Source organism: Bradyrhizobium sp. SZCCHNR1098 (assembly GCF_032489375.1).
Taxonomy (GTDB): Bacteria; Pseudomonadota; Alphaproteobacteria; order Rhizobiales; family Xanthobacteraceae; genus Bradyrhizobium.
In genome coordinates this window covers 592,976-618,372 of record NZ_JAUEXY010000002.1, presented here as the reverse complement: position 1 = coordinate 618,372, position 25,397 = coordinate 592,976, and the positions used below count along the sequence as shown (strand labels likewise).

General features: G+C 65.8%; 24 protein-coding genes. 10 read left to right on the top strand and 14 right to left on the bottom strand.

Features of this window, described 5'->3' with window-relative positions; genetic code table 11:
• Nucleotides 1-11: 11 nt before the first annotated feature.
• Entirely contained in the window at nucleotides 12-866 is an 855-nt protein-coding gene (locus QX135_RS07100) for a DUF1194 domain-containing protein (protein WP_315772915.1), read from the bottom strand.
• Nucleotides 867-1,091: 225 nt separating this feature from the next.
• On the opposite strand from QX135_RS07100, the gene clpS reads away from it, so the two are divergent.
• A complete protein-coding gene (gene clpS, locus QX135_RS07095) occupies nucleotides 1,092-1,397 on the top strand; it encodes an ATP-dependent Clp protease adapter ClpS (protein ID WP_035654766.1) in 306 nt (101 codons plus the stop codon).
• 9 nt (nucleotides 1,398-1,406) lie between these two features.
• On the opposite strand, the gene QX135_RS07090 is transcribed toward clpS, so the two are convergent.
• The 4 genes from QX135_RS07090 to fabI all read right to left on the bottom strand — a co-directional run bounded on the left by QX135_RS07090 (nucleotide 1,407) and on the right by fabI (nucleotide 5,315).
• The gene (locus QX135_RS07090; RefSeq protein WP_315772911.1) at nucleotides 1,407-2,597 is read right to left on the bottom strand and encodes an adenylate/guanylate cyclase domain-containing protein; all 1,191 of its coding nucleotides are present in this window, start codon (nucleotides 2,595-2,597) and stop codon (nucleotides 1,407-1,409) included.
• A 58-nt stretch (nucleotides 2,598-2,655) separates the two neighbouring features.
• Entirely contained in the window at nucleotides 2,656-3,741 is a 1,086-nt protein-coding gene (gene aroC / locus QX135_RS07085; protein WP_315740888.1) for a chorismate synthase, read from the bottom strand.
• Between the two features lie 114 nt (nucleotides 3,742-3,855).
• Nucleotides 3,856-4,455 carry a histidine phosphatase family protein gene (locus QX135_RS07080; RefSeq protein WP_315772909.1) on the bottom strand — a complete coding sequence of 200 codons (600 nt, stop codon included), beginning with the start codon at nucleotides 4,453-4,455 and terminating at the stop codon, nucleotides 3,856-3,858.
• A gap of 26 nt (nucleotides 4,456-4,481) precedes the next feature.
• On the bottom strand, nucleotides 4,482-5,315 hold the full coding sequence (gene fabI / locus QX135_RS07075; RefSeq protein WP_315740890.1) for an enoyl-ACP reductase FabI: 834 nt from the start codon (nucleotides 5,313-5,315) through the stop codon (nucleotides 4,482-4,484).
• A 205-nt stretch (nucleotides 5,316-5,520) separates the two neighbouring features.
• On the opposite strand from fabI, the gene QX135_RS07070 reads away from it, so the two are divergent.
• Nucleotides 5,521-6,009: a sigma-70 family RNA polymerase sigma factor gene (locus QX135_RS07070; RefSeq protein WP_315740891.1), complete on the top strand. Its 489-nt coding sequence runs from the start codon at nucleotides 5,521-5,523 to the stop codon at nucleotides 6,007-6,009.
• Nucleotides 6,010-6,100: 91 nt separating this feature from the next.
• On the top strand, nucleotides 6,101-6,874 hold the full coding sequence (locus QX135_RS07065; protein ID WP_315772906.1) for an anti-sigma factor: 774 nt from the start codon (nucleotides 6,101-6,103) through the stop codon (nucleotides 6,872-6,874).
• Nucleotides 6,875-7,243: 369 nt separating this feature from the next.
• Here QX135_RS07065 and QX135_RS07060 read toward each other — a convergent pair whose 3' ends face one another.
• Together QX135_RS07060 and QX135_RS07055 are read right to left on the bottom strand one after the other, a co-directional pair.
• The gene (locus tag QX135_RS07060; protein ID WP_315772904.1) at nucleotides 7,244-8,203 is read right to left on the bottom strand and encodes a DnaJ C-terminal domain-containing protein; all 960 of its coding nucleotides are present in this window, start codon (nucleotides 8,201-8,203) and stop codon (nucleotides 7,244-7,246) included.
• A 112-nt stretch (nucleotides 8,204-8,315) separates the two neighbouring features.
• The gene (locus QX135_RS07055; RefSeq protein WP_315740894.1) at nucleotides 8,316-8,720 is read right to left on the bottom strand and encodes an RT0821/Lpp0805 family surface protein; all 405 of its coding nucleotides are present in this window, start codon (nucleotides 8,718-8,720) and stop codon (nucleotides 8,316-8,318) included.
• Between the two features lie 125 nt (nucleotides 8,721-8,845).
• Between QX135_RS07055 and pdxH the strand changes: the two genes are divergently transcribed.
• The gene (gene pdxH, locus QX135_RS07050) at nucleotides 8,846-9,496 is read left to right on the top strand and encodes a pyridoxamine 5'-phosphate oxidase (RefSeq protein WP_315740895.1); all 651 of its coding nucleotides are present in this window, start codon (nucleotides 8,846-8,848) and stop codon (nucleotides 9,494-9,496) included.
• Between the two features lie 140 nt (nucleotides 9,497-9,636).
• Complete coding sequence (locus QX135_RS07045) at nucleotides 9,637-10,389, top strand: SDR family oxidoreductase (RefSeq protein WP_315758045.1); 753 nt, start codon at nucleotides 9,637-9,639, stop codon at nucleotides 10,387-10,389.
• 275 nt (nucleotides 10,390-10,664) lie between these two features.
• Here the strand turns inward: QX135_RS07045 and QX135_RS07040 are convergent, their stop codons facing one another.
• Complete coding sequence (locus QX135_RS07040) at nucleotides 10,665-10,895, bottom strand: hypothetical protein (protein WP_315740931.1); 231 nt, start codon at nucleotides 10,893-10,895, stop codon at nucleotides 10,665-10,667.
• A 405-nt stretch (nucleotides 10,896-11,300) separates the two neighbouring features.
• Entirely contained in the window at nucleotides 11,301-12,278 is a 978-nt protein-coding gene (locus QX135_RS07035) for a magnesium transporter CorA family protein (protein ID WP_315782504.1), read from the bottom strand.
• A gap of 344 nt (nucleotides 12,279-12,622) precedes the next feature.
• Between QX135_RS07035 and QX135_RS07030 the strand changes: the two genes are divergently transcribed.
• Entirely contained in the window at nucleotides 12,623-13,303 is a 681-nt protein-coding gene (locus QX135_RS07030; RefSeq protein WP_315740898.1) for a L,D-transpeptidase, read from the top strand.
• 312 nt (nucleotides 13,304-13,615) lie between these two features.
• On the opposite strand, the gene QX135_RS07025 is transcribed toward QX135_RS07030, so the two are convergent.
• Nucleotides 13,616-14,947, bottom strand: a complete 1,332-nt coding sequence (locus QX135_RS07025; protein ID WP_315740899.1) for an extensin family protein — start codon at nucleotides 14,945-14,947, stop codon at nucleotides 13,616-13,618.
• Nucleotides 14,948-15,067: 120 nt separating this feature from the next.
• Between QX135_RS07025 and QX135_RS07020 the strand changes: the two genes are divergently transcribed.
• The 3 genes from QX135_RS07020 to QX135_RS07010 all read left to right on the top strand — a co-directional run bounded on the left by QX135_RS07020 (nucleotide 15,068) and on the right by QX135_RS07010 (nucleotide 19,039).
• The gene (locus QX135_RS07020; RefSeq protein ID WP_315740900.1) at nucleotides 15,068-16,696 is read left to right on the top strand and encodes a fatty-acid--CoA ligase; all 1,629 of its coding nucleotides are present in this window, start codon (nucleotides 15,068-15,070) and stop codon (nucleotides 16,694-16,696) included.
• A gap of 131 nt (nucleotides 16,697-16,827) precedes the next feature.
• Nucleotides 16,828-18,045 (top strand): MFS transporter, encoded by a 1,218-nt coding sequence (locus tag QX135_RS07015; protein ID WP_316234005.1) that lies wholly within the window; start codon nucleotides 16,828-16,830, stop codon nucleotides 18,043-18,045.
• 133 nt (nucleotides 18,046-18,178) lie between these two features.
• A complete protein-coding gene (locus QX135_RS07010) occupies nucleotides 18,179-19,039 on the top strand; it encodes a DUF1499 domain-containing protein (RefSeq protein ID WP_315715519.1) in 861 nt (286 codons plus the stop codon).
• An 80-nt stretch (nucleotides 19,040-19,119) separates the two neighbouring features.
• Here QX135_RS07010 and QX135_RS07005 read toward each other — a convergent pair whose 3' ends face one another.
• The 3 genes from QX135_RS07005 to ribB form a co-directional block, all read right to left on the bottom strand.
• The gene (locus tag QX135_RS07005) at nucleotides 19,120-20,034 is read right to left on the bottom strand and encodes an MBL fold metallo-hydrolase (protein WP_316234004.1); all 915 of its coding nucleotides are present in this window, start codon (nucleotides 20,032-20,034) and stop codon (nucleotides 19,120-19,122) included.
• A gap of 219 nt (nucleotides 20,035-20,253) precedes the next feature.
• Entirely contained in the window at nucleotides 20,254-21,468 is a 1,215-nt protein-coding gene (locus tag QX135_RS07000; RefSeq protein ID WP_316234003.1) for an acyl-CoA dehydrogenase, read from the bottom strand.
• Nucleotides 21,469-21,532: 64 nt separating this feature from the next.
• Nucleotides 21,533-22,609: a 3,4-dihydroxy-2-butanone-4-phosphate synthase gene (gene ribB / locus QX135_RS06995; RefSeq protein ID WP_315740903.1), complete on the bottom strand. Its 1,077-nt coding sequence runs from the start codon at nucleotides 22,607-22,609 to the stop codon at nucleotides 21,533-21,535.
• A 176-nt stretch (nucleotides 22,610-22,785) separates the two neighbouring features.
• Between ribB and QX135_RS06990 the strand changes: the two genes are divergently transcribed.
• The gene (locus QX135_RS06990; protein WP_316234002.1) at nucleotides 22,786-24,024 is read left to right on the top strand and encodes a PLP-dependent aminotransferase family protein; all 1,239 of its coding nucleotides are present in this window, start codon (nucleotides 22,786-22,788) and stop codon (nucleotides 24,022-24,024) included.
• Nucleotides 24,025-24,035: 11 nt separating this feature from the next.
• Here QX135_RS06990 and QX135_RS06985 read toward each other — a convergent pair whose 3' ends face one another.
• A complete protein-coding gene (locus QX135_RS06985; RefSeq protein ID WP_315740905.1) occupies nucleotides 24,036-25,316 on the bottom strand; it encodes an amidohydrolase/deacetylase family metallohydrolase in 1,281 nt (426 codons plus the stop codon).
• Nucleotides 25,317-25,397 lie beyond the last annotated feature (81 nt).

Below are 25,397 nucleotides of genomic sequence, written 5' to 3'. Positions count from 1 at the left end.
TGGCCTGCTGGTCACCGCCCCCAGCGGTCCTGCCAGATCTTCTCGCCGATCGTGCAGGACACGCGCGGCTCCTTGTCGGCATCGTCGGCGACCGGCACGATGCGCGGCGGCGGTGTACGTCCGGCGACCTCCATCAGCAGCTTGGTGCGGATGGCTTCCTTGAATTCGTCGCGGCTCTTGATCGTCACCACGAACGAGCCGTGGCCGCCGGTCACGCAATCCTTGTAGTAGAGATCGAGGTTCTCGATATCCATGGTCGAGTAGGACGGCTCCTTGACCATGATCGGCAGGCCGTTGATCGTGATGCCCTTGTCGACGGCCTCATCGCGCGCGATCGTCACCGGCGAAGGACCATTGTTGTTGGGCCCGTCGCCGGAGATATCGATGACGCGGCGCAGCCCGCGATAGGGGTTCTCATCGAACAGCGGCATGGCGAAGTAGATCGCGCCCGAGATCGAGGTGCGCGACGCGCGGCGGATCGGCGTCTTCATGATCTCGGCGGCCACGGCGTCGGCACTTTCCGGTCCGTCGATCAGGCGCCATGGAATGATGATCTTCTGGTCGCTCGAGGCCGCCCATTCGAAATAGGTCACGGCGATGCGGCCGTGCACGCCGCTCTTCAGTGCCTGCAGGAACTCGCGCGAGCTGAGCGCCTGGGCGTAGCCTTCGCGCTGGATCGCCAGCTCGTCCAGATCCATCGAGTAGGACACATCGACGGCGAGGATCAGTTCGACGTCGACGGACGCTTCCTTCTCGCTCAGTTGCTGAGCCGGCTGGGCCCTCGGCGCTGCCACGACGGTGGCGACGTCGCCGCCGGCCAAGGCGCCTGCCAGACACGCCACCCCGATCGAGATCCACCAGCGCATGAGCTGCCCTCCAATCGCGTCTGACGATGGTGACATGCAATCCGCAGAGCGCAAAGCGGGAACGCACACATCCATTCACATTCCGGTTAGTCCCCGGGGTTTGCCCGGATGTCAGGCAGCTGCGTGCGCCCATCGCGCAAGGCATGCAGCCCGTGGTTTCCCGGAGCAGCCGAAGCCTGTATCGTGGCCCGACTGCCGCATCAGGAACACAGGCGCGCCCTTAGAATGAACGATGCCGTCACCAAGCCCAAGACGAAGGTACGCACCAAGACCGAGCGTCCGCGGCTCTACAAGGTGATCCTCGTCAACGACGATTTCACCCCGCGCGATTTTGTGGTGATGATCCTGAAGGCGGAATTCCGCATGACCGAGGACCAGGCCTACAAGGTCATGATCACGGCGCATAAGCTCGGCGTCTGCGTGGTGGCCGTGTTCACCAAGGACGTTGCCGAGACCAAGGCGACCCGCGCGACCGATGCCGGCCGCGCCAAGGGATACCCGCTGCTGTTCACTACCGAGCCGGAGACCTGAGCCGGCGAACTAATTCCCTTCCTCACGCAGCCCATACACACGTTGTGCGGTCGCGAGGCCAGCGATCGGAAATTCACCGAGATCGGTCCAGAGATCGGTCAGCGGCTCGGGACAGGCGCCGGCAAAGGCCTCGGACGCGACCACCGTCCGCTGCAGCCGCGCGGCCATCTTCTCCAACCGTGCGGCGAGATTGACGGCCGGGCCGATGCAGGTGAAGTCGAGCCGGTTGCCGCCGCCGATATTGCCATAGAGCAACCGTCCGACATGCAGGGCGACGCCGAAGCGAAAGCGCTCGACCCGGCCGCCAACCGCATATTCCAGCGCATCGACACTGGCGCGCGAGGTCCGCGCCGCCGAGAGCACGCGCCCGCAGACCGCGCTCGGATCACCGTCCTGCTCGGGAATCGGAAACACCGCGAGCAGACCGTCGCCCATGAACTTCAACACTTCGCCGCCCTGCTCCCGGATCGCGGCAACCTGGCAGTCGAAGTAGTTGTTGAGGATCTCGACCACGTCTTCGGCCGGCAGCCGGTCAGACAACGGCGTGAAGCCGCGCAGGTCCGAGAGCCAGATCGCCGCATCCATCGTATCGGTATGGCCGCGGCGGATCTGGCCGCCGAGAATGCGCTCGCCGGCGCTGTTGCCGACATAGGTGTCCAGCAGCATCGAGGCAGTCCGGCGCAGCGTGACGATCTCGGTGTAGCGTGCCAGGGCCGGCATCAGCGACCGGATTGCGTTCACGTGCTGCTCGCTGAAGCCACGGGGATCCCTCGTGGTCCAGCTCGAGGCATGGATCGCCCGATCGACGAAGGTCAAGGGCAGCGCGAGATAGTCGGTCGCCCCCTCGGCGCGCACATCCATCAGGATCGGAAAGCGCTCGGCCTCCGAGCCGCGAGGATCAGCCCTGAATTCCGCCCCGCTCTCGAACACGAGCGCGAGCGGGCTGCTCCTGTAAATCGGGCGGCTCTCAAAGCCGAAATCAACGGTGGAGGTCTCGACCTCCGCTCCCGGCCGCCAGATGAAGCTGCGGCCCGCAATGTCCGGATGCAGGGTGCGGACGAACACGCCGACGCGCCACAACGGCACACCGAGCCCGACCAGCCGCTCGCAGCATTCGGACATCATCTGGCCCGGCGTCGCTGCGGAACGCGCACCGTCGACCAGCCAGTCCTTGATCTCCTGCAGCTTGAGGATGTCCATGGGACGACATTAAGCGAGCGGCATGACAACAGCAAACAGCCGCGGCGGCCGCGTGCCTCTACCCCACCTGGCCGCGATGGCGCAGCAGGTGATCGGCCAACACGCAGGCCATCATCGCCTCGCCGACCGGAACCGCGCGGATGCCGACGCACGGGTCGTGCCGGCCCTTGGTCAGGATCTCGGTCTCCTGGCCTGAGCGGTCGACGGTCTGGCGCGGGGTGAGGATCGACGAGGTCGGCTTGACCGCGAAGCGCAGCACGATCGGCTGTCCAGTCGCGATGCCGCCGAGAATGCCGCCGGCATTGTTGGAGAGAAAGCGCGTGCCGTCATTGGCCGAGCGCATCTCGTCGGCATTCTCCTCGCCGGTCAGCTCGGCGGCGCCGAAGCCGGCGCCGATCTCGACGCCCTTCACGGCATTGATGCTCATCATCGCCGCGGCGAGTTCGGCATCGAGCTTGCCGTAGAGCGGCGCGCCAAGTCCCGCCGGCACGCCCTCGGCGACGATCTCGAGCACGGCGCCGATCGACGAGCCGGACTTCCTGATGCCGTCGAGATAGTCCTCGAAGAACGCCGCCTTGTCCTTGTCGGGGCAGAAGAAGGGATTGCGCGCGACCTCGTCCCAGTCCCAGTTGCCGCGGTCGATCTTGTGCGGGCCCATCTGCACCAGCGCGCCGCGCACCTTCACGTCCGGCAGGACCTTGCGCGCGACGGCGCCGGCCGCAACGCGCGTCGCGGTCTCGCGCGCCGAGGAGCGGCCGCCGCCGCGATAGTCGCGCAGGCCATACTTGGCCTCGTAGGTGAAGTCGGCGTGACCCGGACGAAACTTGTCCTTGATCTCGGAATAGTCCTTGGAGCGTTGGTCGGTGTTCTCGATCAGGAGCGCAATCGGCGTGCCGGTGGTGACCTGCGCTCCCGTGTCGGGATCGGCCATCACGCCGGACAGGATCTTCACCTGGTCCGGCTCCTGGCGCTGGGTGGTGAAGCGCGACTGGCCGGGACGGCGGCGGTCGAGATCACGCTGGATCTCCTCGGCCGTCAGCGGAATGCGTGGCGGACAGCCGTCGACGACGCAGCCGATGGCAACGCCATGGCTCTCGCCGAAGGTGGTGACGCGGAACATGTGGCCGAAGGTGTTGAAGGACATGATCTGATCACCCAATCGGAAAAACCGTCATTCCGGGATGGTCCGAAGGACCAGACCCGGACTCTCGAGATTCCGGGTTCGCCTCTGCGAGGCGCCCCGGAATGACGGGGATAACTAACTGTACTTCTCGAACCCGTTCTCGCCGAACACATAGACCGCGCCCTGCTGGATCGGCAGGTCGACGGCGCCATGCGGCGTCTCGAAGCCCAAGGCGACCATCAGCGCCCGCGCCGTGCCGCCATGGGCGACCGCCACGATATCGCCAGACAGCCCATCGTACCAGTCGCGCACGCGGCGCTCGACGTCGGCATAGGTCTCGCCGCCCTCGGGCGCCAGCGACCATTTGTCGGTCAGACGCCTGGCATAGAAGGCGGGATCTGCCGCCTGCATTTCCGGCAGCGTCGCCCCTTCCCATTTGCCGTAGCCAATCTCGCGCAGCCGGGCATCGAGCGCATAGCCCTCGGCCGGCAGCCTCAGGGTCTCCCGCACCAGCTCCATGGTCGCGCGGGCGCGGCTGAGCGGACTCGCGACGTAAGGCAGGCGCGCCGCATCATGGCCGTTGCGCGCAACGATCTCGGCCAGGATGTTGCCGGCCTGGACCGCCTGCACCTGCCCGAGCGCGTTCAGCGGAATGTCCTGCGTGCCTTGCAGTCGGCCGAGCGCATTCCATTCCGTCTCGCCGTGGCGGATGTAGTAGATCGTGGGCCGTGGCATTGCGCGTTGACGTTATTCCTTGAACGCTATTCTTTGGCGCCGACGGAATTGCTGAGCGAGATGTCGGGCGCCTCGGGCCGCTTCATGCCGACGACGTGATAGCCGGAATCGACGTGATGCACCTCGCCGGTGACGCCGCGCGACAGGTCGGACAAGAGATACAGCGCGCTGTCGCCGACCTCGTCGATGGTCACGGTCCGGCGCAGCGGCGCGTTGTACTCGTTCCACTTCAGGATATAGCGGAAGTCGCCAATGCCCGAGGCGGCCAGCGTCTTGATCGGTCCTGCCGAGATCGCGTTGACGCGGATGTTCTTCTCGCCGAGATCGGCGGCGAGATAGCGCACGCTGGCCTCCAGCGCGGCCTTGGCGACGCCCATCACGTTGTAGTGCGGCATCCATTTCTCGGCGCCGTAGTAGGTCAGCGTGATGATCGAGCCGCCGTCCGTCATCAGCTTCTCGGCGCGCTGCGCGATCGCGGTCAGCGAGTAGCAGCTGATCAGCATGCTCTTGGAGAAATTGTCCTGCGTGGTCTCGATGTAGCGCCCGTCGAGCTGGTCCTTGTCGGAGAAGGCGATGGCGTGGACGACGAAATCGATCTTGCCCCACTTCTCCTTGAGCACGTCGAACACGGCGTCGATGGTGGCGGGATCGGTGACGTCGCAATGGCCGAGCACGAGGCCGCCGAGCTCGGCCGCCAGCGGCTCGACCCGCTTCTTCAGCGCGTCGCCCTGGTAGGTCAGCGCGATCTCCGCGCCCGCCGCACGCGCCGCCTTGGCAATGCCCCAGGCGATCGAGCGGTTGTTGGCCACGCCGAGAACGACCCCGCGCTTGCCCTGCATCAAACCTGAAATCTGCGCCATGCGGCTTCCCATCGAACTGATTATTAAGGACTGGACGTACACCACCGGTCTGGCCCGGTACAGCCCCATTCCGCCCGCTCTGTGGCAAACTCCCCGCAGAGCTTGCGGCCCGGAATAGGCGCGTCATCGCGGTGTTATGATCTTTGCAAGGCACAGGCTGCGGCCTGCGCCCTTGTCATCGCAGCGAACAGCCGCAGGGCATTCCATGAACGCGTTCCGCCAGAGCGTCGAGGCCATGATTCCGGCACTGCGCCGTTATGCCCGGGCGCTGGCGCGCGACATGGACGCGGCCGACGAGCTGGTCCAGGACACGCTGGTGCGGGCGCTGCGCTCGGAACGGCTGTTCCTGGGCGGCGACATCAGGAGCTGGCTGTACACGATCCTGACCAATCTGAACAAGAACCGCCGGCGTTCACTGGCGCGGCGGCCCCACTTCATGCCGCTTCGGGACGACAATCCCGACGCCAGCGGCACCGAGGCCGAGGGCCGGGACATCGAGCGCGCACTGGCGACCCTGGTGGAGGAGCAGCGCGCAGCGCTTCTCCTCGTCGTGCTCGAAGGCATGAGCTACCGCGAGGTCGCCGACATCCAGGGTGTCCCGATCGGCACCGTGATGTCCCGCCTCGCCCGCGCTCGCGCCCATGTCCGTGCCGTGCTCGAGGGCGAGCGGCCGGCGCTGCGGAGGGTGAAATGACCACTGCACAAAAGCCGCCCTGCCATGTTCGCCTGCTCAAGCCTGCAGCGACCGCGCATCGCCGCAGCCGCTCGATTGCCATGAGATCCCGATGATGACCGACCCGACCATTCCCGTCACCGAAGACGAGCTGCACGCCTATGTCGACAACGAGCTGCCGGCCGAGCGCCGCAGCGACGTCGAGCGCTGGCTGGCCGAGCATCCGGCGGACGCCGAGCGGGTGCAATCCTGGCGCAGCATGGCCGAGGCGCTTCACGCCCGCTACGATTCGATCGTCAACGAGCCGGTGCCGCCGCGGCTCGACCTCGACGGTCTGGACCGCCGGCCGCGGCGCTGGGTCATCGGTGCGATGGCGGCAAGCGTGGCGGCCTTCGCGGTCGGCGGCGCGGTCGGCTGGGTCGCGCGTGGCGCCGCGTCCTCGCCGTCGCCGCTGCAGGCCCTCGCCGGCGAGGCGCTCGATGCGCACCGGCTCTACGTCGTGGAGGTGCGCCATCCGGTCGAGGTCCCCGGCGACGAGAAGGCCCATCTGCAGCAATGGCTGACGCGGCGCTGCGGCCGCACCGTGCAGGCGCCGGAGCTGGAAACCACCGGACTGAAGCTCGTCGGCGGCCGGCTGCTGCCGGGACCGACCGGCCCGGCGTCCTTCCTGATGTACGAGAGCACCTCCGGCGAGCGCTTCACGGTGTATGCGACCAAGGTCGGGATCGAGGCGGCCGAGATGCGCTATACGGCGCAGGGAACCACCGCTGCGCTGTCCTGGGCGGAGCGCGGCGTCAGCTACGTCGTCAGCGGCAGCAGCGACCGGACGCGTCTCACCCAGGTTGCGCGCCTTGTTTATGATCAGTCCGAACGGACGGGCGGCTAGCGGCGAGACGCCGGAGATCGTGGCCCCCACGAGTACCGTCACAATTCCCGATACGATCTGAAGGGCTTGCTCGCAGGCTGCAGGAGAGGAGCGAGGGGAAGCGGTGCCTGCGTCCTCCCGCGCAGCGGGACACGCCAAGGTCGGCGCCGCAATTCGGTCACCGGAAATCTGGAATCCGGTCACCGGCACGTCTCAATATAGCGCCAAATGTTCACGAAAAAATGAGGAGTGTTCGATCCGCCGATCGACACGGAAGCGGCCTCGATTGGGGTTTTGTACCGCGCTGGTCCCCCTTTCGAGGCCGCACTTTTTTCTCGGCTTTCCAGCTTGCACTTCAACTTCTAGCCGACATGTCCGCAATTTGCAACCTCAGGAGAGGTTGCTGCGCGGATTGTAGGTATGGCGATCGCGCCACTTGGTCATCAGCGCCTCGAGCTCGGCGTCGTTGCCGTCGGGCAGCACGATCCGGGTGGTGACGAACAGATCGCCGGCCGAGCCATCGCTCTTGGGCAAGCCCTTGCCCTTGAGCCGGAAGGTCCGGCCGCTGGACGTGTTCTTCGGGATCGACAGCTCGACCGCGCTGCCGAGCGTCGGCGCCCTCACCTTGGCGCCCAGGACCGCCTCGTAAAGCGTGATCGGCAGATCGAGCCTGAGGTCGCTGCCCTCGACCTTGAAGAACGGATGCGGCGCGATCTGGATGGTGATCAGGAGATCACCCGGCCGGTGTCCGGGCGCGCTCTCGCCCTGCCCCTTCAGCCTAATCTGCTGGCCGGCGGTGACGCCGGCGGGGACCTTGACGTTGAGCTCCTTGCCCGACGGCAGCCGCACGCGCTTCTCGCCGCCCTTGACGGACTCCTCGAGCGAGACCGACATCGCAACCTTCAGATCGAGATCGAGGCCGACACCGCCGGCGTCGAACTCGAACGGGCTGCCCCCGCCGCGCGCGCCGCGCTGGGCGCCGCCGAACATGCTGTTCAGAATGTCCTCGAAACCGCCGCCGCCGAAGCCGCCGCCCGGCCCGCCGCCACTGCGGAAGGTATAGTTCTCGAAGCCGCCCCCTGGACCGCCGCGCCCGGCGCCGCCACCAGGAAAGCCCTGGAAGCGCGGCTTGCCGTCAGCATCGATCTCGCCGCGATCGAACTGCTTGCGCTTCTCCTCGTCGCCCAGGATCTCGTTGGCAGAACTGATCTCGGCAAACCTTGCCGATGCCTTCGGATCATCCTTGTTGCTGTCGGGGTGGTGCTTCTTGGCGAGCTTGCGATAGGCGCTCTTGATGGCCGCAGCGCTGGCGCTTCGCGGCACCCCCAAGACCTCATAGGGGTCGCGCATCCGTCACGTCTCCTTACAGAAAGTCAGATACTAACCTATGGGCTCCCCGCCCGCTTTGCATTTCATCTGGGGAGTCCGTTGTATTTTTGCAACGGGTTTCAGACGATCCCAGCTAGCTTTGCTGCCAGGGCTTGAGCGTCTGGATGTCCCATCGCCCCCGCTCGATCCGGCACGCCGAGCCCTGCAGCCAGCGCTCGGTCTTGCCGTTGACGTAGCTCGCCAGGAAATCCCGGCAGGTACGGCCGTTGTCCGCGGTGTAGGACTTGGCGATCGGCGTCACCGAGCCGCGGGCGCCGGTCTGCGGATTCTGCCAGGGCTGGCTGGAATCCTTGGTCCCCTTGGTCAGCACGTCCGACGCAGCGTTGCGGGCAAAAGCGAGATCGGCTTCGGTCGGCTCGCGCTCGGGCGGCGGGCTGATCGCGCCGGTGACCTCTGCATCGTCCATCTTGGCAAAGGCCGTTTCAGGGTGCGACAGGCTGCAGCCGCTGCCGGACAAGCCGATTAGAATGAGTGTCAAAGCGGTGCCGGCATGACCGATCGCGGATAGGCCAAGCCGGACCGATGCCCTATATAGGGCCGGACCAGAATGGACTTGCACGCGCCTGGCCGCGGGTGAACGCAAAACTCGGACTCCCCATACACATGACCGACCCCACGAGCATCAAACACCAGACAACCTTAACATCCGGTACATCGGCCGATTTTACCCAGGCCGGCGAGCCGTTTGCGCTGTTTGCGGCGTGGTTTGCCGAAGCCGGCAAGAGCGAGCCCAACGATCCGAATGCGATGGCGCTGGCAACGGTCGACGACAGTGGGTTGCCTGACGTGCGCATGGTGCTGATGAAGGGCTATGACGCGGACGGCTTCGTCTTCTACAGCCACAAGGCCAGCCAGAAGGGCCGCGAGCTCGCCGCCAATCCGAAGGCCGCGCTGCTGTTTCACTGGAAGTCGCTGCGCCGCCAGGTCCGCATCCGCGGCCTCGTGACGCCGGTGACCGACGAAGAGGCCGACGCCTATTTCGCGACCCGGCCGAAGCAGGCGCAGCTCGGCGCCTGGGCCAGCAAGCAGTCGCAGCCGCTGGAAAGCCGCTTCGCGTTCGAGCAGGCGATCGCCAAGGTCGCCGCGCAATACATCATCGGCGACGTGCCGCGCCCGCCAGGATGGAGCGGCTGGCGCATCACGCCCGTCAGCATGGAGTTCTGGCACGACCGGCCATTCCGCCTGCACGACCGCATCGAATTCCGGCGCGAGGCTTCGGGCCAGCCCTGGACCAAAGTGCGGATGTATCCGTAGGGGGATCGCCGCGCGCGCTTGCGCCCGGCCTCTAGGCGTCCGACGCGCCAACGAATCGCCATCGCGCGCGTGAATCAGGCGCCGAACACACCAACCATTGTGGTAAGTTGATCCGTCCGGGATCGTGAAAGACGCAATTCATGCCGACCTCTTCCAACCAGCCACGGCGCACGATGCTGCTGACCGGCGCCAGCCGCGGCATCGGCCATGCCACCGTGATCCGCTTCTCCTCTGCCGGCTGGCGCGTCCTCACCTGCTCACGGCACCCCTTTCCCGAAGAATGCCCGTGGGGCGCCGGCCCCGAGGACCATGTCCAGGTCGACCTGTCCGATCCCGAGGACACCGTGCGCGCGATCGCCGAGATCAAACAGCGGATCGACGGCGGCGAGCTGCACGCGCTGGTCAACAACGCCGCGATCTCGCCGAAGGGCGCCGGCGGCGCCAGGCTCGGCACCGTCGACACCGACCTCGACACCTGGAATCACGTCTTCCGCGTCAACTTCTTTGCGCCGATCATGATGGCGCGCGGCCTGATCAAGGAGCTGAAGGCGGCCAGGGGCTCCGTCGTCAACGTCACCTCGATCGCGGGCTCGCGCGTGCATCCCTTCGCCGGCGCGGCCTACGCGACCTCCAAGGCGGCGCTGGCCGCCCTGACCCGCGAGATGGCGTCGGATTTCGGCCGGGTCGGCGTCCGCGTCAACTCGATCGCCCCCGGCGAGATCGACACCTCGATCCTGTCGCCGGGCACCGAGAAGATCGTCCAGGAGCAGATCCCGATGCAGCGCCTCGGCACCCCCGACGAGGTCGCCAAGATCATCTATGTGCTGTGCTCGGAGACCAGCTCCTACGTGAACGGCGCCGAGATCCACATCAACGGCGGTCAGCACGTCTGAGGCAATCGACGCAGAGACGCTTGCCCGTCTTCGATTTGGTTCATAGCGGCGATTTGGTTCATAGCGGCTTGCCACGTTCGGCAAGTTCTGGATGACCGGGCGAAGGCGTGATTAACGCCATCTCCGAAGATCGCTACGGAACCTACCGACCACCACAAACAAGACAGCGCTCCCGGAGGGAACGCTGTTCATGGGATGGGATCGGCGCACCGAATTTCCGATCATTGGCAGCGCGGGCGGCATTGCCTGAATACCGCCCGGTCGAGAACGGTCGTTCAGCCTTCGCACACCAAACCGCGCAGAATCTGCGCGGCGCGCCAGCGCAGGCGGTCGGACTCGACGTTGAGAGCGCTGGAGCAATCATCATCGCGCTCGTCGTCCTCGAGTTCGGCGCCGCAGTAGCGGCAGGTACGCGGCGACAACGCCACGACAATGTCGGCGCGGCTGCGCTGATAGCTGGCAAGATCGATCACGTTGTTCGATGCCATTATGCGTTTCTCAACCATTGCCGCCGCCTCTTGGATAAGGCGCGATGAACGCGCCCTCGAGCTCTGCCTTGCATGCCACGCGCCGAGGCGCTCGTTGTTTGTCATGCTGGTGCAGATTTATCGCAGAGAAGTTTCGATCAAACGTTCAGCGTTCCCGTCAAATTTTACCTGAGGAATTGGGGCGGCTTTGCAGCGGCATTGCAGCCGGCCTAACAAGTATTTCCTATTATGTGTTGCATCTCACCGCTTGTGTCACCTTAAGTGCATAGCGACGGACAGCATGACGATCGATCAATGACATGTCTACGCCGCTGCTAACAACAGGGCGCGAATGAGGCATCGCCTGGAATGACGGCACAATGCCGCAGGCCTCGCGCAGATTCGTCCCTCTCGCGTAGAGCCTGGATTTTCAGGCCCGCGGCACTACAGCCACTTCTTCAATTTGAAGATGTAGTACGGCACGATCGCACAGATCAGCATCAGCACCAGCGCCATCGGATAGCCGTGCACCCATTCGAGCTCCGGCATCATCTTGAAGTTCATGCCGTAGATCGATGCGATCAAGGTCGGCGGCATCAGCACCACCGCCATCACCGAGAACAGCTTGATGATGTTGTTCTGCTCGAGGTTGACGACGCCTAACATCGCATCCAGCACGAAGGTGATCTTGCTCGCGAGGTAGGACGCGTGGTCGGTCAGCGAAGCGACGTCGCGCTGCATGGTCTTGAGCTGCTCACGCATGTCCTTCGACCACTTCACGCCTTCGACCACCGCAGACAGGAAGGTGACGAGGCGGCCGATCGACACCAGGCTCTCACGTACCTTCGAGGTCAGGTCGCCCTTGCGGCCGATCGCGATCAGGATCTGCGAATATTGCTTGGCATGGCCGTGACGCTCATTGTTAGGCTCGAAGATCTCGTGGCTGACCTGATCGATATCAGCCCCGACCTTCTCGAGAATGTCGGCGCAGCGGTCGATTACCGCATCGAGCAGCTCCATCAGCACCATCTCGCCGGTGATCCCGGGCGCACAGTTGCGGGCGAGCTTGGCCTCCACCACGGCGAAGGGGCGCGGCTGGTCGTAGCGCACCGTCACGAGACGGTGGCCAGCCAGGATGAAGGTGACGGCCGTGGTCCTGGGCATATCGGAATCCGAGTGACACATCAGCGTGGCCGTCATGTAACGGGCCCCGTTCTCGATGTAGAGACGGCTGGAGATCTCGATCTCCTGCATGTCCTCGCGGGTCGGCACCGCAATCCCGGCCAGCTTTTCGACGGCCCGATCCTCGGCGTTGCTCGGGTTGACCAGGTCGACCCACACCGCATTCTCGGGCAGAGCCGCGGGATCGGTGACCGCCATCTTCTTCAGCGCGGCTTCCGACGGGACGAACACCGAGAACATGGACAAACTCCGAATCGCGAAACGTGAATTTCGGGGACTTAGCGGTGGGATGCTGCTGCCTTGTGACGCAGCCTGCGGGCCCGGTCCATGGGCTTTTCTCGCCAATGCCCCGCAGCCGCTCGCGCAACGCCCAGGGGGGGCATGACCGTGCCATTCGGAGCACAGCTGTGGATGACTGCCCGCAACTTTGCGGCAAAAAAGCAACAATCGCGGCGCTGCAGCGTGACCTATGCGTGTAGCGGCTGGAATTGAGAACGATTTTGACGATAATGGGACATGTGGAATCGCGCTGCAGTGGCGCGGCCGTGTCATTGCAACGTCAGCTGTCGATTGGAATTGGTGACATGTCGCTGAAGGTGAAACTCGGACTCCTGGCCGCCGGCCTGATGCTGTCGGGCTGCATGCAGGCCACGACGTACGAGGCGACCAACACCCAGGCCTTCAAGCCGAAGGACAAGGAGCTTCTCGCGAAGATCCGCTACACCAACACGCCGGTGGCCGAGCCCTATCGGCGCGCAATCGTCGACTATCACCGCAAGGAAGCCCCGGGCTCCATCGTGGTCGATTCCGACAGCCACTACCTCTATTACGTGCTCGATGGCGGCAAGGCGATTCGCTACGGCATCACCGTCGGCGAAGAGGCCATGGCGTGGTCGGGCATCGCCAAGGTCGGGGCCATGACCGAATGGCCGGCCTGGCATCCGACCAAGAGCGAGATCGAGCGCCTGGGCGTCCCGACCTTCGTGGCGGCCGGTCCGGACAATCCGATGGGCTCGCGCGCGATGTACCTCTATGCCAACGGCAAGGACACGCTGTTCCGCATCCACGGCACCAACCAGCCGGAATATATCGGCGCCTCGATCTCCTCGGGCTGCATCCGCCTGACCAACGAGGATGCGATCGATCTCTATAACCGGGTGAAGGTCGGCACCATCGTCGTGGTGCTGGATCCGAAGAAGGGTGATTCGCCCTACAAGCCGCAGATGGCGCTGCAGGGCGGCGGCACCTACGCTGCGATGCAGTGAGCCTCGGCTGCGGCGGACGAAATTCAAAAGCCGAGAAACGCGTTTAGCATCCTTCTTTGAGAGCGCCGGGCAACCGGCGCTCTTTTGTTTTGGGCGCTAGAGCGCGATGCCTCTTGGTTGAATCGACTTAACCGCAGGCTCGCTTCACCTCTCCCGCTTGCGGGGGAGGTCGGCGCGAAGCGCCGGGTGGGGGCTCTCTCCGCTCGGGCAGCCTCAATCGCGGCAACACCCCCACCCCAGCCCTCCCCCGCAAGCGGGAGAGGGAGCGCACCTTCGTTCGCAGCTAGCAACCAGACCTCGTCTCATCACGCGCTAGAACAATCCACGGAACGGATCCCAGCTTCGGCGACTGTGATGGCGCTTCCGCGACGCCGGCTTCGAGGGCAAGGCTCGCTCCCCATTCTGGCTCGTCTGCGCGCGCTGGTCGCGCCCGGCTGCATCGCGGGTTTTGTCCGACGCTGAGGATGGACCGCCTGCCGGCGGCTTGGCGGTCGAGGATCGCGCCTCTGGCGCAGCGGCTTCGACCTTTTGCTGCTCGGGCGCCGGCTTTGACGCCGTGCGCCGATTGCGGGCCGAATCGGCTGGTTTTTGCGCGGGAGAGCGCTCTTCCACGGCGGACCGTTCGGTCCCCTCGTCAGCTGACGGAGCGGTGCCGTCCGCTGCGGTAGACGTTCCGGCCTCCATCTCCGCCGAGACGCCGCGACTGGTGCCGTTGCGCTCGGCCGGGGTGCTCGCGGTCTTCCTGGAGCGTTCAGTGCCGGCCTGTTCGGTCTCGCGCGGCGGCGCATCGTCAGGCCGGGCCGCGGGCATCAGGGGCGCGACCTTCGGCAGCGGGTCGAGCACGTCCCACTGGCAGATCCGGTAATTGTTCCGCCGCTCCATCAGGTCGAGATGGATGTGATCCTCGTGGTACCAGTCGGAGTCGGGGCCGAGCACGGTGGAGAAATGGGTGCACACCGCGTGCAGCACCGCCTCGCGCAAATCGCGCGGCTGGGTGCGGTCGGTGAGATCGATCATGCGGCCGTCGGCCAGCCTGAAGCCGTGGACGTCCAGCGCATTGGCACGGCCGTGCTCCGATAGCTGCGCGCCGCTGACATTGTTGCGGCCGCGGCACTGATATGAATCGAAATTGTCGAGCGCGGTGACCGCGCTGCCGAGCCGTTCGGCCAGCGGCGCCACATCGTCGCGCACCCAATTGACGACCGCAGTCGCCATCGGACAACGCATGGTCGCCGCGGGCGTCAGCGCCACCCTGCGCTTGTCAGGCAGCACCACCGAATCCAGCCGCACCAGATCCTCGCCGCCGCAGCCGCCAGGACCCTTGATCGGCGGAATCGACGGCGCGATCGCGACCTCTTCGGTCAGGGCCAGCCTGCAAGCCGAAGGCGGCGGCGGGGCTTTGGCATCCACCTTTGGACCGGTGCTGGCCTCGTCGCGCAGAGCGGCATCCTCGCCCTTGGCCGCCTCCCGCGCCGGCGCGTCGGCCGGCCGCGGCTGCGGAAGCGGCACCTTGGCAACGCCATCGGCCAGCTTCGCAGCGAGCTCAGAGGCCGCGGGCGGGCTGCGGTGCGCTGATTTGGCGGCCGCCGCCTGCGCCGCCATGAGCCAGCTCAATGCGATCGCCACGACCACAGCGCTAACCATCACGCCCGGCGCGACGTCGTGGCCATCACAAGCCCATTTGCGTCGGGTGCGGCACGCGCTAAAATTGACCAAAGAGACCAAAAGACCCTCGCTGCAAGCGAATACCGGAGGAACGACCTGATGCTTGGTTTGATGCAAGACTGGCCCCTGCTTTGTCACCGGATCATCGAGCATGCGGCGACAATCCACGGCTCCCAGGAGGTCGTGACCCGCTCGGTCGAAGGCCCCATCGTTCGCACCACCTATCGGCAAATCCACGACCGCGCTCTCAAGGTCTCGCAGAAGCTGACGCGCGACGGCATCAAGCTGGGCGACCGCGTCGCCACCATCGCCTGGAATACCGGCCGTCATCTCGAGGTCTGGTACGGCATCATGGGAATCGGCGCGATCTGCCACACGGTCAATCCGCGCCTGTTTCCCGAGCAGATCGGCTGGATCATCAACCATGCCCAGGACCGCATCGTCATCACCGATCTGACGTTCGTGCCGATCCTCGAGAAGCTCGCCGACAAGCTGCCGAGCGTCGAGCGCTACATCGTGCTGACCGACGCCGCACACATGCCGCAGACGACGCTCAAGAACGCCGTCGCCTACGAATCGTGGATCGGCGAGGCCGACGGCGATTTCGCCTGGGGGACCTTCGACGAGAACACCGCAGCCGCGATGTGCTACACGTCCGGCACCACGGGCGATCCGAAAGGTGTGCTGTATTCGCATCGGTCCAACGTGCTGCATGCGTTGATGGCCAATAGCCGGGATTCACTCGGTACGTCCGCAGCAGACACAATGCTTCCGGTGGTTCCGCTGTTCCATGCCAACAGCTGGGGCATTGCCTTCTCCGCTCCCTCGATGGGCACCAAGCTGGTGATGCCCGGCCCCAAGCTCGACGGCGCGTCCGTCTACGAGCTGCTCGACACCGAGAAGGTGACCTACACCGCCGGCGTGCCGACGGTGTGGCTGATGCTGCTGCAGCACATGCAGGCGCATAACCTCAAACTGCCGCATCTGAAGATGGTGGTGTGCGGCGGCTCGGCGATGCCTCGCTCGATGATCCAGGCCTTCCTCGACATGGGCATCGGCGTGCGTCACGCCTGGGGCATGACCGAGATGAGCCCGATCGGCACGCTCGCCACCCTGAAGCCGCCATTCCTCGGCGCCGACGGCGACGCCAAGCTCGACGTGCTGCAGACGCAGGGCTTCCCTCCGTTCGGCGTCGAGATGAAGATCACCGACGATGCCGGCACCGAGCTGCCGTGGGACGGCAAGACCTTCGGTCGGCTCAAGGTCTCCGGTCCCGCGGTGTCGAAGGCCTACTACAAGGTCGACAGCAACATCCTCGACGAGGAAGGCTTCTTCGACACCGGCGACGTCGCCACCGTCGATGAACATGGCTACATGCGCATCACCGACCGCTCCAAGGACGTCATCAAGTCCGGCGGCGAATGGATCTCCTCGATCGACCTGGAGAATCTCGCGGTCGGCCATCCCGCCGTCGCCGAGGCTGCCGTCATCGGCGTCTATCATCCGAAATGGGATGAGCGCCCGCTGCTGATCGTGCAGTTGAAGCCCGGCCAGACGACGACGCGCGAGGACATCCTGAAATACATGGAAGGCAAGATCGCCAAATGGTGGATGCCCGATGACGTCGCCTTCGTCGACGGCATTCCGCACACGGCAACCGGCAAGATCCTGAAGACCGCGCTGCGCGACCAGTTCAAGAGCTATCGCTTCCCCAACGCCGCGGCCTGAGCAGGCCACGTCCAACGGCGCATCACTTCGAGCGGCCTCTCCATCACCGGGGAGGCCGTTCTGCATTGCAGCCGGCATACAGCGTTGACGTGGCGCAAGGCTCGACGAGATCCAATCGCTACAATGCCGTGATGAACACGACAGGACCACGGACCGCGCGCACGACGTGGCGCGACGTGCCGTCGACGGTGCTGACGCTCGGGCTGGTGTCGCTCCTGATGGACATCTCCTCGGAGCTGATCCACGCGCTGCTGCCGATCTTCCTCGCGACCGTGGTCGGCGCTTCTACGGTGACCATCGGCCTGATCGAAGGCGTGGCCGAGGCCACCGCGGCGGTCACGAAGGTGTTCTCCGGCGCTCTGTCGGACCGGATCGGCAAGCGCAAGCTTCTGGTCGGGATCGGCTATGGGCTGGCGGCACTGACCAAGCCGGTGTTTCCGCTCGCCAGCACGTCGTGGCAGATCCTCGCCGCGCGCTTCGTCGACCGCATCGGCAAGGGCATCCGCGAGGCGCCGCGCGACGCGCTGATCGCCGACGTGACGCCGGAAGGCATCCGCGGCGCGAGCTACGGCCTGCGCCAGGCGCTCGACACCGTCGGCGCCTTTGCCGGCCCCCTCCTCGCCGTGGCACTGATGGCGCTCTACGCCAACGACTTCCGCGCGGTGTTCTGGTGGTCGGCACTGCCGGCCGCGCTCGCCGTGCTGCTGATCCTGTTCGGCCTGCGCGAACCGGTGGAGACCGCGCCTGTGCCGCGCCGCGATTGGCCGATCCATGCGCGCGAGCTGCGCCGGCTACCACGCGCCTATTGGATCGTGGTCGCCATCGGCGCGGTATTCGCGCTGGCCCGCTTCAGCGAGGCGTTCCTGGTGCTCAAGGCGCAGGCCGACGGCCTTCCCCTATTCCTGATCCCGCTGGTCTACGTGCTGATGAACCTGGTCTATGCCGGCGTGGCCATGCCGGCCGGAATCCTTTCCGACCATATCGGCCGCAGCAACGTGCTGACCTGTGGCCTCGTCGTGCTGACAGCCGCCGACCTGACGCTGGCATTCCTGCCCGGCCCGATCGGCACCGCGATCGGCGTCGCGCTTTGGGGCCTCTATCTTGGACTGTCGCAGGGGCTGCTCTCGGCGATGGTCGCCGATACCGCCCTACCGGACTTGCGCGGCACCGCCTTCGGCCTTTTCAACCTCGTCACCGGCGGTGCGCTGCTCGTCGCAAGCCTGCTGGCGGGCTGGCTGTGGCACGCCTATGGGCCGCAGGCGACGTTCACGACCGGCGCAGCATTCTCCATCGCGACCGTCCTGTTGATGCTGACGGCCTTGCGCGTCCGCCCCAGCGAAAGCACCTGAGACGGTGTCCGGATCATCCGCCCTCTCCGGACCAGACGCCTCTTGAATTTACCCCATCCGCGTGGTCTCACACGGATGACCCGGCCGCCCGGCGCAATGCAGGCAGCGGCCCAACCCGGCAGTTCCTGACACGATGGCACGCAGGTTTCACGCCCCCTATCTGTCGGAGCCGATTTCCAGCCTCGCGACCTGGACCCGCAATCTGGCGGTGTTCTCGGTCGTCGCCGTGCTGGTCTCGATCCTGATCCTGCGCTTCGATTTTCTGGAGATGAAGCCGGCGCTGGCGACGTTCTTCGGCGCGCTGGGGCTTGCCGTGCTGTCGATCCTGCTCGGGCTTGCCGCCTTCGTCGCGATCTGGCGCAACGGCAGCCGCGGCATGAGCCGGATTCTGCTCGCCTTCATGATCGACGCTGTGGTGCTGGCCTATCCGGCCTACCTCGCGCTCCAGTACCGCAAGCTGCCGAAGATCTACGACATCACCACCGACCCGATCGATCCGCCGCGCTTCGAGGCTTTGGCGCCGCTCCGCAACGGCGACGGCACTAACACGGCCGTCTATGCCGGGCTGTATTCAGCCGAGCAGCAGCAGAAATTCTATCCGGACATCGAGCCGGTGCAGATCGAGCTGCCGCCCGATCGCGCCTACGCGATCGCCCTGAAGCTGGTCAACCGGCGCAAATGGTTCGTGGTCGACGAGCGCGCGCCGCAGCCGCCGCGCCGCGTCGGCCGCATCGAGGCGGTCGCACGCACGCCGATCATGGGCTTCCGCGAGGACATCTCGATCCGCATCCAGCCCGACGGCGAGGATTCCCGCGTCGACGTCCGCTCCGCCTCGCGCTATTTCGAGTCCGATATCGGCAGCAACGCCGCGCGCGTGACCAAGCTGATCGAGGACCTGTCCAACGCCGGCGAGGCCGAGGCGCAGAAGCCGGTGAAGAAGGTCACGCCGCCGCCGGTGGCGGCGAAGGGGAATGCGAAAACGGTGAAGAAGTGAGCGGGGCGAATGGCGAATAGGGAGTAGCGAATAGGGAATGAAGTCTTCCCGGCTCGCACTCTTCCCCTACTCGCTATCCGCTACACCAGCCGATACGTCCCGCCGATCACCGGATCGCCCTCCGTTGCGACGATGCCGCGGGCGACGAGGTCTTCCAGATGGGCGAGAACGGAGTAGCCCGCCGCCGTGGTGAGCCGCGGGTCGATGCCGATGTAGATCGCGCGCACCATCGTCGGGATGTCAGCCTCGCCCTTGGCGAGACGATGCAGGATCGAGGCTTCGCGCGCCTGGCGGTGGCGCATCAGGAAGCGCGTGTAGCGTGGTCCCTCCGGAATTTCCGGGCCGTGGCCTGAGAAATACAACTCCTCAGGTCGCGCGGCGAGCCGCTCCAGCGAGGCCATGTAGTCGACCATCGCGCCGTCGGGCGGCGCCACGATCGAGGTCGCCCAACCCATCACGTGATCGCCGACGAAAGTGGTGCCGCGCTCGCCCCAGGCGAAGGCGAGATGGTTGGCGGTATGGCCGGGCGTCGCCACGGCTTCGAGCTGCCAGCCCTGCCCTTCGATCACGTCGCCGTCAGCAACGGTGACATCCGGCGCAAAGTCGCGGTCGACGCCGGATTCCGGATTGTGCTTCTCGCTCTCGTAGCGCGGCCGCGAGGCGCGATGCGGGCCCTCCGCATAGACGGAGGCGCCGGTCGCGGCCTTCAGCCGGCCGGTGTTCGGCGAGTGATCGCGATGGGTGTGCGTCACCAGAATGTGCGTTACCGTCTCGCCTCTGATGGCATCGAGCAGCGCCTGCGCATGGGCCTCGTTGTCCGGGCCGGGATCGATGATCGCGACGTTGCCGGTACCCACGATGTAGCTGACCGTGCCGGTGAAGGTGAACGGACTCGGATTGTTGCAGAGGACGCGGCGAATGCCGGGGCGCACCTCTTCGACGACGCCCGCGGGAAGCGGGAAATGACGGTTGAACGGGACGTCTTCCTCGGCCATCACTTGCCTCATCTTTCGACGGGCACTTGATGACCCGTTTCTCGGACGTCATGCCCCGCGCAGGCGGGGCATTCGGTACGCCGCGACATCTCGACTGATCCTGTTGTTTCCGAGTACCGGATCGTCCGCTGGAGCCTGTCCTCAAGCTCGCCAAAGGCGAGACCCGGGGGCGGACGATGACAGTTGGGGACTCCTGCAGAGCCCCCGGAACGACGAAGACTAAAAGAACGCCTGGATGCCGGTGATGGCGCGGCCGAGGATCAGCGCGTGGACGTCGTGCGTGCCCTCGTAGGTATTGACCGTCTCGAGGTTGGCGGCATGGCGCATCACCTGATACTCGATCGAGATGCCGTTGCCGCCGTGCATGTCGCGCGCGACGCGGGCGATGTCGAGCGCCTTGCCGCAATTGTTGCGCTTGACGATCGAGATCATCTCCGGGGCCATCTTGCCCTCGTCCATCAGGCGGCCGACGCGAAGCGAGGCCTGCAGGCCGAGCGCGATCTCGGTCTCCATGTCGGCAAGCTTCTTCTGGACCAGCTGCGTGGCAGCCAGCGGCTTGCCGAACTGCTTGCGGTCGAGCGTGTACTGGCGAGCGCGATGCATGCAATCCTCGGCGGCGCCGAGCACGCCCCAGGAGATGCCGTAGCGGGCGCGGTTGAGACAGCCGAACGGCCCCTTCAGGCCGGACACGTTGGGCAGCAGCGCGCTCTCCGGCACCACCACGCCGTCCAGCACCACCTCGCCGGTGATCGAGGCGCGCAAGGAAAGCTTGCCGCCGATCTTCGGCGCCGACAGGCCCTTCATGCCCTTTTCGAGGATGAAGCCGCGGATCTGGTTGTCATGCGCGGCCGACTTGGCCCACACCACGAACACGTCGGCGATCGGCGCGTTCGAGATCCACATCTTGCTGCCGGTCAGGCGGTAGCCGTCGGCGACCTTCTCGGCGCGCGTCTTCATGCCGGCCGGATCGGAGCCGGCATCCGGCTCGGTGAGGCCGAAGCAGCCGACCCATTCGCCGCTGGCGAGCTTCGGCAGATACTTCTTGCGCTGGCTCTCGTCGCCATAGGCGTAGATCGGATACATCACCAGCGAGGACTGCACCGAGTTCATCGAGCGATAGCCGGAATCGACCCGCTCGATCTCGCGCGCCACGAGGCCATAGGCGACGTAGCTCGCATTGGCGCAGCCATATTCCTCCGGCAAGGTGATGCCGATCAGGCCGAGCTCGCCCATCTCGTTGAAGATCTCGCGGTCGGTCTTCTCTTCGAGATAGGCCTTGGTCACGCGCGGCAGCAGCTTGTCCTGGGCGTAGGCGCGCGCGGTGTCACGCACCATGCGCTCGTCCTCGGTCAGCTGATCGTCCAGCAGGAAGGGATCGTCCCACTGGAAGCTCGACTGGGCCGGCTTGTCCTTTGCCTGAGGGCGCGCGCTCATGAATGGTCCTTTCGCGTCTCGCTGCGCACGGGTCGCAGCAGTCTAGAGGTTAAATCCTGGAGGTTCAGCCTTCAAGCCGCTCGTTGGCGACGATCTCGATGCCGAAACCCGACAGGCCCTTGTAGTCATGCGCCGACGACGTCAGGTTCCGGATCGAGGTCACGCCGAGATCACGCAGGATCTGCGCACCGACGCCGACCTCGCGCCACTGACGATGGCGATCGGCCTCCGCGGTGTGCGGCTCTTCGACCGGCTCGACGGGAACGCCGGCCGCGCCGTCGCGCAGATAGATCAGCACGCCGCGACCGGCCTGCTTGAAGTGCTGCAGCACCGCCTGGATACGCTGCGGACCTGCGATCAGATCCTTCACGATGTTGGGCTTGTGCAGCCGCGTCAGCACGTTCTTGCCGTCGCCGATGCCGTTATAGACGAACGCGGCGTGGGTGATCGGATCGAACGGCGAGCGGTAGGCGAAGCCCTGCAGCGGCCCGATCGGGCTGTCGGTCGTGAAGGTCGACACCCGTTCGATCAGCTTCTCGCGCGCCTGCCGGTACGAGATCAGATCGGCGATGGTGACATGCTTGAGATTGTGGGCCGCGGCGAAACGAACGACCTGCTCGCCTTTCATCACCGTGCCGTCGTCGTTCATCAACTCGGAGATGACGCCGACCGGCGGGAGCCCCGCGAGCTTGCAGAGATCGACTGCCGCCTCGGTGTGGCCGGAGCGCAGCAGCACGCCGCCGTCGCGCGCGATCAATGGGAAGATGTGGCCGGGGCGCGCGAAATCAGCGGCGCCGGCATTCGGGTTGGCGAGCGCACGACAGCAGGAAGCGCGCTCTTCGGCCGAGATGCCGGTGCCACCGTCCGGCTTGTAGTCGATCGAGACGGTGAAGGCCGTGGTGTGGTTGGAATCATTGTGCGCGACCATCGGGTCGAGCCGCAGCCGCCGCGCGTCGTCGGCCGTGATCGGCGCGCAGACGATGCCCGAGGTATGGCGAATGATGAACGCCATCTTGTCGGGCGTGCAGAGCGAGGCGGCGACGATGAGATCGCCCTCGCCCTCGCGGTCGTCGTCATCGGTCACGACGACCATCTCACCCTTGGCGAAGGCGTACAGAACTTCCTGGATCGAGTCGGCCATTGCAAGTCTCGCTGCTTTTCCGGGCTGCTTTAGCCGGGATCGCAGGCGCGCGCCAGAGCGGTGGAACCGCCGTTCGAAGGTCGCCTTCCCCCGGGAAAAGGACCTGCCCTGCGAGGACAAGCGCCCCGGTATCTGTTTAAAGTCGCCTCAAATCGAGAACAAGGGAGCCGCGCCTCATGGCCGCATTCGATTTTGCACCCCTCCTCAGCCCCGGCCTGCCCGCACCGGCCGCGCGCTGGACGGGACTCGCAAAATACAGCTTCGTCGGTGGCAACAACGACGCCGATGCCGTGCCCGTGGAGGGCTTGCGCGCGGCCGCCGACGCCGTGCTCGCCCGCGAGGGACGCGCGCTGGCTACCTACGGCCTCGCGCATGGGCCTCAAGGTTACCGGCCGCTACGGGAATTCCTTGCCGCCAAGCTGACGCGGGACGCCGGCATGTCGGCGCGCGCCGACGACATCATGATCCTCTCGGGCTCGCTGCAGGGCCTCGACCTCGTCAACCAGGCGCTGCTCACGCGCGGCGACACCGTGCTGGTCGAGCAGGACAATTACCAGGGCACGCTGACGCGGCTGGCGCGACTGGGCGTCAAGGTCATCGGCATCCCGCTCGACCAGGACGGCATGCGAACGGATGCGCTGGCGACGGTGCTGGCCGATCTAAGGGATCGCGGCATCCGGCCGAAATACATCTATACCATTCCGACGGTGCAGAACCCGACCGGCACCATCATGCCGGAAAGCCGCCGGGCCGAGCTGCTATGGCTGTCGCGCGCCTATGGTGTGCCGGTGTTCGAGGACGACTGCTACGCCGACCTGATCTGGGATGGCAAACGGCCCCGCGCGATCCACGGCATGTCCGACCATGGCGGGGTGATCCATCTCGGGTCGTTCTCGAAGTCGGTCGCGCCCGCGTTGCGGGTCGGCTTCCTGGTCGCCCCTTGGGAGATCATGTCGGTGCTGCTGTCCCTCAAGACCGATGCCGGCTCGGGCGCGCTGGAGCAGATGGTGCTCGCGGAATATTGCAGGCCGCATTTCGCGACCCACGTGCCGCAGTTGGTGCGGGGCCTGCGCGCCAAGCTGGACACCCTGATCGAGGCGCTCAACGCCGAGTTCGGCACCGCCGCCGAGTTCGAGGCGCCGAAGGGCGGAATCTTCCTCTGGCTCAAGCTGCCGGACCAGGTTGACGCGATGAAGCTGTCACAGGCCGCGCTCAAGCGCGGCGTGTCGATCAATCCGGGACCGGAATGGTCCACCGACGCCGCGCATGCGCGGAGCCGCCTGCGGCTGTGCTTCGCCAGCCCCTCGCATCAGGACATCCGCGAGGGCATCGCGGTGCTCGCCGACGTCTGCCGGGAGGAGTTCGGCGTGCCACTGCGCTCGTCCAATGTGGAGCGGACGCGCGCGATCGAGTGATCGCGCGCTGCTCATCGCACCGAAAATGGCGACTGGTAGGGCCGTCCGAACGGCACGCCATTGATCACCGTCTGCACCGGCTTGAGCTGCAGCTTGCCCTCGCGCTTGTTGCCGCGGGTATCGACGAAGCTGACGGGACCCTCGACCAGGTCCATGATTGCGACGTCGGCCGGCGCGCCGACCTGCAAGCTGCCGATCTTCGGCGCACGGTTGATGATCTTGGCCGGCGCCGAGGTCGCCATGCTCACCACCTGCTCCAGCGAGAGTCCCATCGCCATGAATTTCGCCATCACGTTGGGCAGGAACGGCATGCCCGGGCTATTGCCGGAGAACACGTGGATGTCGGAGGAGATGGTGTCCGGGCCGCAGCCGCCGGGGATCGCGACCTCGGCCACGGTGAAATCGAAGCTGCCGCCGCCATGGCCGACATCGAACAGCACGCCGCGCTGCTTGGCGGCGAGCGCCGCGGGCAGCAGCTTGCCGTCCTGGACGATGTTGGTGAAGGCGCCGCCCATGTTCGGCGCGCCGGAATAGGCATGGGTCAGGATGTCGCCGGGGCGCAGTAGGTCCAGGATCTGCGACATCAACTCGCCGGTCTCGACCCCACCGATATGCACCATCATCCGCGCCGGCCAGCCGCACAACTCGCAGGCCTTGATGCCGCGCTTCAGCGGCTCGAGCCCATGCTTGAAGATCACGTTCTCCGACATCCGCACCTTGACGCCGAGCAGAAAGTCCGGGTTCTCGGCCAGCGCCATGGCGCAGGCATCCACCTGGGCGTTGTCGATGTTATAGAGCTCCGCGACCGGAAATGCCGACAGACCATTGTTGGCGATATGCACGAAGGCGTAGATGCGGGCGCGCGACTGGGCGGCGATGAAGCGGCGCAGCGCCGCCAGATTGTTCACCCCGGCATCGCCGGCCGAGACGACCGTCGTGGTGCCCTGGAATTGCACGAGCTCGTCCGGCGGAATCCCGATCGCCGAGCCATAGGGATAGACGTGGCTGTGGAGGTCGATGAGGCCCGGCATCACCAGCCGGCCGGCAGCGTCGATCGACCGCAGCGCACGCTCGACCGGAATGTCCGGTTCGAGGGCCTCGACCACGCCCCAGCGGATCCCGATGTCGCGCCGGCCGCGCAGGGCCTGGCTGGGATCGATGACGTCGCCGCCCTTGATGAGAAGGTCGAACTTGTCGGCCGGCCCCATCGCCGCGTGAGCCGGGCCCGACACCGCAGCCATGGCGGCCGCTCCGGAAGACAACAGGAAATGACGGCGCGACAGCGCGGACATGCTCGGCCTCCCCCACATCTTATTTGTAGTTGCCGATAGCATGCGCCTTGTCGGCGGCTCCGGCAAGACCCGCACCGGAAG